This window comes from Paracoccus salipaludis, from assembly GCF_002287065.1.
Classification (GTDB): Bacteria; Pseudomonadota; Alphaproteobacteria; order Rhodobacterales; family Rhodobacteraceae; genus Paracoccus; species Paracoccus salipaludis.
The window spans coordinates 51,214-60,532 of sequence record NZ_NSJZ01000016.1 but is presented as its reverse complement, the minus strand read 5'-3'; the positions used below and the strand labels follow the sequence as shown (position 1 = coordinate 60,532).

Genomic DNA, 9,319 nt, shown 5'->3' with positions numbered 1-9,319 from the left:
CAGCGCCATGTTCGCGGATGTCGCGCAACAACCGCTGCACCTGACGCAGGCTCAAGCCGAGCACATTGGCTGCTGTTCTCGGTCTCATGCTGCCGTCCAGAACCTGCGCCAGCACCTCAATACGCTGAAGCTCATGCTCGCTCATCAGCACCAGTCCCATCCCGCAGCCCTCACGCTGAACCCCGAAGGTCAGGGTGAGGGCGACAGTTCTACTTTGCCAGACAGCGACAATTCTACTTTGCGTCTACACACAATTTATAAATAATCAGTATTATGTCATATAAAGGTTGGTCAGGAAACCTGCTCCGCAGATTGACACCCCAGAGTCATGGATCACAATGCACGTCCGAACTGCTCAGACAGGATGCCCCATGACCTCCCGCCATCTTACACCGGATTTCGCAGTCGCGCCGCAGATCGAACCGGAAGATTTCGACGCACTTGCACAGGCGGGTTTCACCACCGTGATCGACAACCGCCCCGACGCCGAGGTGGAGCCCACCTATCGCAGCGACATGATGGCGGAACGGGCCGCCCGGGCGGGACTGTCCTATCATTACCTGCCCATCGTTCCCGGCCAGCTCGGGCCCGACCAGGTCGCACGCTTCCGCGAGATACTGGACAGCTCGACCGGGCCGGTGCTGGCTTATTGCCGGTCGGGCACCCGCTCGGCCACGGCCTGGGCGTTGGGCCAGGCCGGTGATCGCCCGGCCGACGAGATCCTGACGGCCGGGCGAAATGCAGGCTACGACCTGTCGCATCTCGCCCCGATGCTGCGGGGCTGAGGATCGCGCGGACGCGGTCCCCTTGTGCAATCAGCGCGCGAGTTCGCGGACCACGACGCCGCGGGGATTGACCGTAACGGTCACGGGCTCACCTTCGGGGTTCACCGCCTCGACCTCGGTCCGGGGACCGTTGCGCGTGATCGCTCCCGGCTGGGTATAGCCCGCGTCCCGCAGAACGCCCTGGATCGCCGCATCATCCAGCGGGGCCGCCGCGCCTTCGGAGCGCGGGCCACCCGCATCGCGCGCGGCTTCCGGTCCCCTGCGACCGCTGTCGCGCTCGGAGTGGCCCCGGCCCTCGGCGTCGCCGTGCTTGCGGCCATGGTCCCTGTCGACCTCGCGCTTGCCATGGCGGTCACCCTCGCGCTCCATGCCGGGGCGGTCCATGTCGCCGCGTCCGAAGCGCTGCAGCCTGCCATCGGCCGAGAAGCCCGCGCGGATCTCCTCGCCCTGCGCATCGGTGCCGAACAGCATCACGCCTTCCTCGCCGCGGCCGATGCCGCGCAGTTGCGTGAATTCCGCGAAGATCGCGTTTGCGCGCACGCCCTCGGGCACCAGGCGCGAAACGATGTCGGCGGGCAGTGCGCCCTCACCCTCGACACCGATCATCCGCAGTTGCGACTGCTCGTCCAGCATGGCGTGGAAGCGTTGCCCGCCCGGCAGCGTGCCCTCGGCCCGCTGGCCGCCGCGCCGGCCCTCGTGAAGACGGGCATCCGAGATCCCCAGTTCCGTCAGTGCCGAGGGCAGCGCCGCCACAGGGGCCGTCACTGGCGCCGCCGGTGCCGGAGCGGAAGCGGAGGGAGCCGCCGGCGCGGCCGGCGTGCCGGGCACGGTCTGCGCCGCCAAGGGCGAGGCCAGGGCGGCGGTCGCCGCCAGAATGGCGACAGAGCTGCGAAGAGTGCGAAGCATGACGAATCCTTTCGTTTGCGTCCTGTCGAAAGGCCCGGGGCCCCTCGATCGAATCAAACCTAGCCGGTGAAGCCCGAACCGAACGCCAACAGGCCGTTTGGGTTTGATTTGGTTTTCACGTTATACGCTGTGGCATGCGCCCCCGTTTCCTGATCGCAGCCCTTGTCGCCGCGCTGGTCCTTGCACTGGCGGGGCTGGCCGTCTCGCGCAACGGGCCCGGGCCGCACCATCCGCAGCCGCCGACGGGCACCGCGCCCATGCCGCGCGGCCTCGACCTCGGCCCGCAGGATGAGGACCGCTTTGCCGGTCCCCTGAGGGAAGTCATGCCCATGCACCAGGCGGTGCGGCGCGCGCTGCGTCGTTTCGATGGCAAGGTTCTGGACATCGCCCTTGTGCCACAGCGCGGGCCGGGCAGCCCGCTGATCTATCGCATCCGCATCCTGACCCGTGGCAGCGAAGTGGTGGACATCCGCATGGATGCCCTGACGGGCCGCTTTCTCGAGGTCCGGGGCGCGGACCTCGGCGCGGCGCGCTTCAACGGAAAGGATCACTGACTTGCGCTGCCTGATCGTGGAAGACGACCCCACCCTTGCGGCCCAGCTTGCACAGGCCATGACCGAAGGCGGGTTCGTGACCGATGTCTTCCATGATGGACCCGCGGCCGAGTTCGCGGGCGCGACCGAGCCCTATGACGTGGCCGTGCTGGACTTGGGCCTGCCGGGCATGTCGGGGATCGAGGTGCTGACCCGCTGGCGCGCCCAGGGCGTGACCATGCCGGTCCTGATCCTGACGGCGCGGGGCGACTGGTCCGACAAGGTCGCCGGCTTTCGCGCGGGTGCGGACGACTATGCGGTCAAGCCCTTCCGCCTGGACGAGGTGGTCCTTCGCGCGCAGACCCTGGTGCGCCGCGCGGCGGGCCATGCCCGCGTGGTTCTGACCGCGGGACCGCTGGCCTATGACACGCAGCTGGGCGTCATCACGCGCGACGGCGTGGCGCTGAAGCTGACGCCCTTCGAGACGCGCATCCTGGGCTACCTGATGCACCACCCCGACCGGATCGTCAGTCGCACCGAACTGAGCGAGCATCTTTACGACGCGGACAGCGACCGTGACTTCAAGTCGATCGAGGTCGTGATCGGCCGCCTCCGCCGCAAGATCGGGGACGGGCTGATCGAAACGCGGCGCGGCGAGGGCTACGTCCTGCGGCGGCCCGCATGATCCGCTCTCGCCTGGATTCCATCCGCGCGCGGCTGCTGGCCGCCGCCGCCCTGTGGCTCACGCTGGCGCTGCTGGGGGCATGGTGGGTCATCGGCGGCGTCTTGGACCGCTTCGTGACCGAGCGCTTCGACGCCGAGGCCGCCGCCATCGTCGAGACGGTCATCGCAGGGACCGAGGTCGGGGCGGACGGCACCCCTGCCCTCGAACGGCCGCCCACGGACCCGCGCCTGTCGCAACCCTTGTCGCTTTATGGCTGGCAGCTGGAAACCGAAAGCGGCGCGCTGCTTGCCCGGTCGGGATCGCTGCTGGACCTTCGCCTTGCCGCGCCTGCGGGCAGCTACAGCGGCGGCGCCGGGACCGGCCCGGACGGCGAGCCGCTGCGCGTCATGCGCCGTGTCTTCACTCTGCCCGGCGCGGACGAGGCCTTGGCGGTGGTGGTGACCGTCCCCCGGTCCGAGATCGACGCCGCCCTGTTCCGCGTCCGCCAGCCTTTGGCTTTGTCCCTGATCGTGCTGGGGGCGGGCCTGACGGCAGCAAGCCTCGCGCAGGTCGGCTGGGGCTTGCGGACGCTGGACCGGATGGGGCGCGACATCCGGGCTATCCGCGCGGGCCAGGCAGAGCGCCTTCCCCTGCCCCCGGTCGCCGAGTTGCGTCCCGTGGCGGCAGAGATGAACGCGCTTCTGGACGCGAACCGCCTGGTCATAGCACGCGCGCGCGAACATCTGGGCAACCTCGCCCATTCGCTGCGCACACCCTTGTCGGCCTTGGCGAACACCCTGCCCCCTGACCAGCCCGGCCGCGCGCTGGTGGATCGCATGGACCGCCAGATCGCGTGGCACCTGCGGCGTGCGCGCAGCGTCGGGACGCCCCGGCTGCTGGGCCATGTCACGATGGTGGGCCCGGTGCTGGACGATCTCGTGCTGGTGCTGCGCCGGCTGGCCGACAGCCGGGGGCTGACGATCACGCTGCGCTGCGCGCCGGACGCGCGTTTCGCGGGCGAACGCCAGGATCTCGAGGAAATGGTGGGCAACCTGCTGGAAAATGCGGTGAAACACGCAACGGCCCGCATCGACGTCTCGGCTGTGTCGCATGACCGCGAGCTTGTCGTCGGGATCGAGGACGACGGGCCGGGCATGTCGGGTGCCGACCATGCGCTTGCGCTGAGCCGAGGGGGACGACTGGACGAAACGGGCCTTCCGGGCGCAGGCTTGGGGCTTGCCATCGTTGTGGACCTTGCCGCGCTTTACGGCGGCAGGCTCGATCTGGGACGCGCGGCATCGGGAGGGCTGAGGGCGACGCTGATCCTGCCGGGCTGAGCTTTCGCCGGCGGTGTGACCGCCGGCGGCCTTGCCACGGTCAGGGGCTTTTTCAGGGAAGAATGGCCCCGCTACGAGGCGGTGCGCAGCAGTGCGACGAACGCGCACTTCCTTGCGGCTTGCCGTTGCCCGGGATTCGAGGTCTGAACGCGCTGACGAATCCTCGACGGCCTTTGAATGACTGCTCACACCGACTTCGACCATGCACTCGGGCGCTTTCAGCCTGTTTCGGCCCCTGCGATCACTGACGCCGAGTTCGCGGCACGGCAGGGCGCGCTGCAACAGTCCATGCGACGCGAAGGCGTGGATGCGGTCTGGCTGGATGCCTCGACCTCGCTGGCCTACTTCCTCGGTCATGCGCTGGGCCGGTCCGAACGCATCCACGGCGCGCTGATCTTCGCCCAGGGCGAGCCGCTGCATGTCAGCCCGACCTTCGAGGCGCCGAAGCTGCGCAGCTTGCTGCGCAATCCGGGCGAAATCGCCTGCTGGGAAGAGGACGAGGACCCTTACGCCCTGATCGCCGCCGCCGTCCGCCGGCGTTGCGGCGATGGCGCGGTGCTCGCGCTGGACGACACCACGCCCTGGCTGTTCGCGGCCCCGATCTCTGCGAGGATGGAGGGGCGGGTGATCCCCGCAAGGACACTCATCCCGGCGCTGCGGCAGATCAAGTCTCCGGCCGAGATTGCCATCATGCAGGCAGCGATGACCGCAAGCTGGCAGGTGCAGCGGGCCGTCTGGCAGGGATTGCGCGCCGGGATCTCGACAACCGAGGTTTGCGCCTTCATCGACGCGGCCCACCGCGCGCAGGGGCTGTCGCCGCTGTTTGCAGCCGCGCAGTTCGGTGAAGCCACGGCCTATCCCCACGGTGTCCCCGATCCGCAGCGGCTTCAGCCCGGCGACATGGTGCTGATCGACATGGGCGCGCGTCTGCACGGCTATCCGTCGGACATCACCCGCACCTATGTCTTCGGCACCCCGACCCCCCGGCAGCGCGAGCTGTGGGACCATGAGCGGGCCGCCCATGCTGCGGGCTTTGCCGCTGCCCAAGTGGGCGCGCCTTGCGAATCGGTGGACCGGGCGGCGCGGAATTATCTGGCGCAGGCGGGCTTCGGACCGGGCTATGCCGTGCCGGGGCTGCCCCATCGCACGGGCCACGGTCTTGGCCTCGACATTCACGAGGACCCCTTCATCGTGAAGGGCAACAAGACCCCGCTCGCCCCCGGCATGTGCTTCTCGATCGAACCGATGCTGTGCGTTTACGGCGAATGCGGCATCCGGCTTGAGGATATCGTCTTCATGACCGCGGACGGGCCCCGCTGGTTCTGCCCGCCGGCCCGTGATATCGACCGGCCTTTCGGTCCTGACGCGAACGTGGCCTGACGTTACGAAGGCGTCACTGCACAGTGGAATATCTGCCCCGACTTCCTCTATAGAACGGAACAGCCTCCGGCGCGCAGCGCGTGATCGGGGAAGAACGACTCTCAACAGTGAGTGAAAGGACCCTTCGATGACGCTTCTCTCTCGCGGCCTTGTCGCCGCGTCGGCGATTGCCCTGTCGGCCGCCGCGACCCCGGTCATGGCCAAGACCTTCATCTACTGCTCGGAAGCCTCGCCCGAAGGGTTCGACCCGGCCCCCTATACCGCGGGCAGCACGTTCGACGCCTCGGCGCATCCGGTCTACAACCGCCTGACCGAGTTTAAGAAGGGCACCACCGAGGTCGAGCCGGGCCTGGCCGAAAGCTGGGAAGTCTCCGAGGACGGCACCGTCTACACCTTCAAGCTGCGTCCGGGCGTCAAGTGGCACTCGAACGACAAGTTCACGCCCACGCGCGACCTGAACGCCGATGACGTCGTCTTCTCGTTCGAGCGCCAGGCGGACGCCAACCACCCGTGGAACCAGTATATCTCCGGGCTCAGCTACGAATACTACAACTCGATGGACATGCCGAAGCTGGTGAAGTCCGTCGAGAAGGTCGACGACCTGACCGTCAAGGTCACGCTGAACCAGCCCGAGGCGCCGTTCCTTGCCAACGTCGCCATGCCCTTCATGTCGATCGTGTCCAAGGAATACGCGGACGCGCTGGAAGCCGCGGGCACCAAGGAAGACCTGAACAACGCGCCCATCGGCACCGGCCCCTTCAAGTTCGTGGCCTACCAGAAGGATGCGGTGATCCGCTACCAGAAGAACCCCGACTACTGGGGCACCGCGCCGCTGATCGACGACCTGGTCTTCGCGATCACCCCCGACGCCGCCGTGCGCCTGCAGAAGCTGAAGGCCGGCGAATGCCACCTGATGCCCTACCCTGCCCCGGCCGACATCGAGGCGATCAAGGCCGATTCGAACCTCAAGCTGGACGAGCAGGCCGGCCTGAACGTGGGCTACCTTGCCTACAACACCACCGTTGCGCCCTTCGACAACCCGAAGGTCCGCAAGGCGCTGAACATGGCCATCAACAAGCAGGCCATCGTGGACGCGGTGTTCCAGGGCGCGGCCGAGCCGGCCAAGAACCCGATCCCGCCAACCATGTGGTCCTACAACGACGCCATCCAGGACGATCCCTACGATCCGGAAGCCGCCAAGGCCGCGCTGGCCGAGGCGGGCGTCCAGAACCTGGAGATGGAAATCTGGGCGATGCCCGTGCAGCGGCCCTACATGCCGAACGCGCGCCGCACGGCCGAGCTGATGCAGGAAGACCTGTCCAAGGCGGGCGTGCAGGCCAGCATCGTGTCCTATGAATGGGGCGAATACCTGTCCAAGTCGATGGACCCCGGCCGGGCCGGCGCGGTGATCCTGGGCTGGACCGGCGACAACGGCGACCCGGACAACTTCCTGTCGGTCCTGCTCAGCTGCGCCTCGGCGGGCGAAGGCGGGGCGAACCGCGCCTTCTGGTGCAACCAGGAGTTCTCGGACCTTCTGCAGAAGGCCAAGACCACCGCGGACCAGGCCGAGCGGACGAAGCTGTATGAACAGGCGCAGGTGATCTTCAAGGAACAGGCGCCCTGGTTCACCATCGCCCATTCGACCCAGTACGTGCCGATGCGCCAGAACGTCACCGGCTTCGTCATGAGCCCGCTTGGCGACTACACTTTCGAAACGGTGGACATCACCGAATAATCCGGCACCGCCGGGTGCAAACCGGATGCGCGGGGCACGGTTCCCGCGCATCCCTCAGGAAAGAGGCGAATGTTCCGTTTCATCCTTTCGAGGCTTTTGTACCTCGTCCCGACATTCATCGGGATCACCATAATCGCCTTCAGTTTCCCGCGCTTCCTCGAAGGCGACCCGGTGCTGCTGATGGCCGGCGAGCGCGGCGTCTCGCCCGAACGGCACGCGGAACTCAGCGCGCAACTCGGCTATGACCAGCCCTTGGTCGTGCAATACTTCGACTTCCTGGGCCGGCTGCTGCACGGCGACCTGGGCACCTCGCTGGTGACGAAGAAGCCTGTGCTGGCCGAGTTCCTGTCGCTTTTCCCCGCCACGGTCGAGCTGGGCCTTGTCGCCATTCTTCTGGCTGTGCTTCTGGGCGTTCCGATCGGCGTCATCGCCGCCATCAAGCGCGGCAGCTGGTTCGACCAGTTGTCCATGACCGGCGCGCTGGTCGGCTTCTCCATGCCGATCTTCTGGTGGGGCCTGCTGCTCATCATCTTCTTCTCGGGCTATCTCGGCTGGACTCCGGTGTCGGGGCGCATCTCGCTGATGTACTTCTTCCCGAACGTGACCGGGTTCATGCTGATCGACAGCCTGATCTCGGGTCAGGACGGCGCGTTCGTCTCGGCGCTGCGCCACCTGATCCTGCCGTCCATCGTGCTGGCCACGATCCCGCTGGCCGTGATCGCGCGCCAGACCCGTTCCGCCATGCTCGAGGTCATGTCCGAGGACTACGTCCGCACGGCGCGCGCCAAGGGGATGCCCCGCCGCCGGGTGATCGGCGTCCATGCGCTGCGCAACGCCCTGATCCCCGTCGTGACCACCATCGGTCTTCAGATCGGCGTGCTGCTGGCGGGCGCGATCCTGACCGAGACCATCTTTTCCTGGCCGGGGATCGGCAAGTGGATGATCGACTCGATCTCTCGCCGTGACTATCCTGTCGTTCAATCGGGCCTGCTGCTGATCGCGGGCGTGGTGATGGTCGTGAACCTGCTGGTCGACCTCACCTATGGCCTCATCAACCCGAGGATTCGCCACAGATGAGCGATGTTTCCGTCAAGCTGTCTGATGCCGCCATCCGGCGGCGTCAGCTGAGCGAGTTCTGGTTCTATTTCAGCCGCAACAAGGGCGCGGTCGTCGGCCTGGTGATCTTCCTGCTGATGGTGCTGACGGCGCTCTTCGCCGACTGGATCGCCCCCCACAATCCGACGGTCCAGTTCCGGGACGCCCTGCTGGTCCCCCCCGCCTGGCAGGAGGGCGGCCGCCCCGAGTTCCTGCTGGGCACCGATCCCGTCGGCCGGGACATCCTGTCGCGGCTGATCAAGGGCTCGCAGTATTCGCTGTTCATCGGTATCGTGGTCGTCTCGATTGCGCTGGTGGGCGGGGTCATCATCGGGCTTGTCGCCGGCTTTTTCGGCGGCTGGATCGACGCACTGATCATGCGGATCATGGACGTGATCCTGGCCTTCCCCTCGCTGCTGCTGGCACTGGTGCTGGTGGCGGTCCTCGGGCCCGGCCTGACCAACGCCATGATCGCCATCGCCATCGTCTACCAGCCGCATTTCGCGCGCCTGACGCGGGCGGCGGTCATGGCCGAACAGCGGCGCGAATATGTCAGCGCGGCGCGGGTCGCGGGCGCGGGCAACATGCGGCTGATGTTCCTGACGATCCTGCCGAACTGCGTGGCGCCCCTGATCGTGCAGGCGACGCTGTCCTTCTCGTCGGCCGTGCTGGACGCCGCCGCGCTCGGCTTCCTCGGGATGGGCGCGCAGCCGCCCGCGCCGGAATGGGGCACCATGCTGGCCGAGGCGCGCGAGTTCATTTCCCGCGCCTGGTGGGTCGCCACCTTCCCCGGCCTTGCGATCCTGATCGCGGTGCTGGCGATCAACCTGATGGGCGACGGGCTTCGCGACGCGCTCGATCCGAAACTCAAGCGGAGCTGACGC

General features: G+C 67.4%; 10 protein-coding genes. 8 read left to right on the top strand and 2 right to left on the bottom strand.

Features of this window, described 5'->3' with window-relative positions; translation table 11 throughout:
* Positions 1-145: helix-turn-helix domain-containing protein (locus CK240_RS18310; RefSeq protein ID WP_420818631.1), on the bottom strand; the 145-nt coding region annotated here is incomplete at its 3' end.
* A 226-nt stretch (positions 146-371) separates the two neighbouring features.
* Between CK240_RS18310 and CK240_RS14510 the strand changes: the two genes are divergently transcribed.
* Positions 372-785, top strand: a complete 414-nt coding sequence (locus CK240_RS14510) for a protein tyrosine phosphatase family protein (protein ID WP_095641053.1) — start codon at positions 372-374, stop codon at positions 783-785.
* 30 nt (positions 786-815) lie between these two features.
* On the opposite strand, the gene CK240_RS14505 is transcribed toward CK240_RS14510, so the two are convergent.
* Positions 816-1,691, bottom strand: a complete 876-nt coding sequence (locus CK240_RS14505) for a hypothetical protein (RefSeq protein ID WP_095641052.1) — start codon at positions 1,689-1,691, stop codon at positions 816-818.
* Positions 1,692-1,825: 134 nt separating this feature from the next.
* Here CK240_RS14505 and CK240_RS14500 point away from each other — a divergent pair, with 134 nt between their 5' ends.
* From CK240_RS14500 to CK240_RS14470, 7 genes are all read left to right on the top strand, one after another.
* Positions 1,826-2,245 carry a PepSY domain-containing protein gene (locus tag CK240_RS14500; RefSeq protein WP_095641051.1) on the top strand — a complete coding sequence of 140 codons (420 nt, stop codon included), beginning with the start codon at positions 1,826-1,828 and terminating at the stop codon, positions 2,243-2,245.
* A gap of 1 nt (position 2,246) precedes the next feature.
* Positions 2,247-2,909, top strand: coding sequence for a response regulator transcription factor (locus CK240_RS14495; RefSeq protein WP_095641050.1), 663 nt, complete (start codon positions 2,247-2,249; stop codon positions 2,907-2,909).
* Positions 2,906-4,225: an ATP-binding protein gene (locus tag CK240_RS14490; protein ID WP_095641049.1), complete on the top strand. Its 1,320-nt coding sequence runs from the start codon at positions 2,906-2,908 to the stop codon at positions 4,223-4,225. The genes CK240_RS14495 and CK240_RS14490 overlap by 4 nt, the downstream gene beginning before the upstream one ends.
* Positions 4,226-4,402: 177 nt before the next feature.
* The gene (locus CK240_RS14485; RefSeq protein WP_095641048.1) at positions 4,403-5,605 is read left to right on the top strand and encodes a M24 family metallopeptidase; all 1,203 of its coding nucleotides are present in this window, start codon (positions 4,403-4,405) and stop codon (positions 5,603-5,605) included.
* A 127-nt stretch (positions 5,606-5,732) separates the two neighbouring features.
* Positions 5,733-7,340, top strand: a complete 1,608-nt coding sequence (locus CK240_RS14480) for an ABC transporter substrate-binding protein (RefSeq protein WP_095641047.1) — start codon at positions 5,733-5,735, stop codon at positions 7,338-7,340.
* Between the two features lie 69 nt (positions 7,341-7,409).
* A complete protein-coding gene (locus CK240_RS14475) occupies positions 7,410-8,417 on the top strand; it encodes an ABC transporter permease subunit (protein WP_095641046.1) in 1,008 nt (335 codons plus the stop codon).
* On the top strand, positions 8,414-9,316 hold the full coding sequence (locus tag CK240_RS14470; protein ID WP_095641045.1) for an ABC transporter permease subunit: 903 nt from the start codon (positions 8,414-8,416) through the stop codon (positions 9,314-9,316). The genes CK240_RS14475 and CK240_RS14470 overlap by 4 nt, the downstream gene beginning before the upstream one ends.
* Positions 9,317-9,319 lie beyond the last annotated feature (3 nt).